The following is a 720-nucleotide window of genomic DNA, read 5'->3' on the forward strand; positions in this document are numbered from 1 at the left end:
CAAACCCGGCCGGCGTGCCTGACGCTCCATCAAGACCGATCTGACTGAAATCGTAGACGAACGTTTGCGGGGGTACCGTGACCACCATCTCCCGGCTGTCACTTTTCTCTACCCCTGCAAATATGACCGAGACGCGGATAACCGTTCTTCCAGACGATTTACCCACCACAACGCCGTTGCTGTCAACGGTTGCGACGGAAGGATCCGAACTGGTGAACGTAACCGGGATGCCTTCCAAATCAAAAGAAGTATCATCGGTGGCATAGGCGAGAAGTGTGGCTTTCGCTTGTCCGCCCACATAGATGCTCTCTTGATCTAACGACATTTCGATGCGATCCAGAGCGGAGATAACTCGGAGGTCAATACTTCCTTCCTTCACGACCCCGTTCATCGTTACTGTTGCTTTGATCGTTGCGCTGCCCAGTTGCAGCGCATTAACCACTCCGTTCTGGTCTACGCTCATAACCGAGGGGGCGCTGCTTTCATAAACGATGCTGGCAACGGTCAAGTCGGCGGCCGCGTCATTGCTGAGCAAGCCGGATACTTGCAGTTGCGCCGTATCATCGACGGCAAACAGGCTCTCTTCTGCTGTGACAGCGACAGATGCCAAATCTGGCGTCAGCTCCACCAGCTTCAGGATGCTGGGCTGCATATAATACCAAATGGAGCTTTCATTCTTATCCACTACGGTAAACGTCAGTTTGCGGTTGCCCGTCTTCA

1 protein-coding gene is annotated in these 720 nt (G+C 53.6%); it reads right to left on the bottom strand.

Annotated elements, in window-relative coordinates; translation table 11 throughout:
* Positions 1–720: Ig-like domain-containing protein (locus tag DQG23_RS41645; RefSeq protein ID WP_192894707.1), on the bottom strand; the 720-nt coding region annotated here is incomplete at both ends.

It is taken from the genome of Paenibacillus contaminans (assembly GCF_003285015.1).
Classification (GTDB): Bacteria; Bacillota; Bacilli; order Paenibacillales; family NBRC-103111; genus Paenibacillus_V; species Paenibacillus_V contaminans.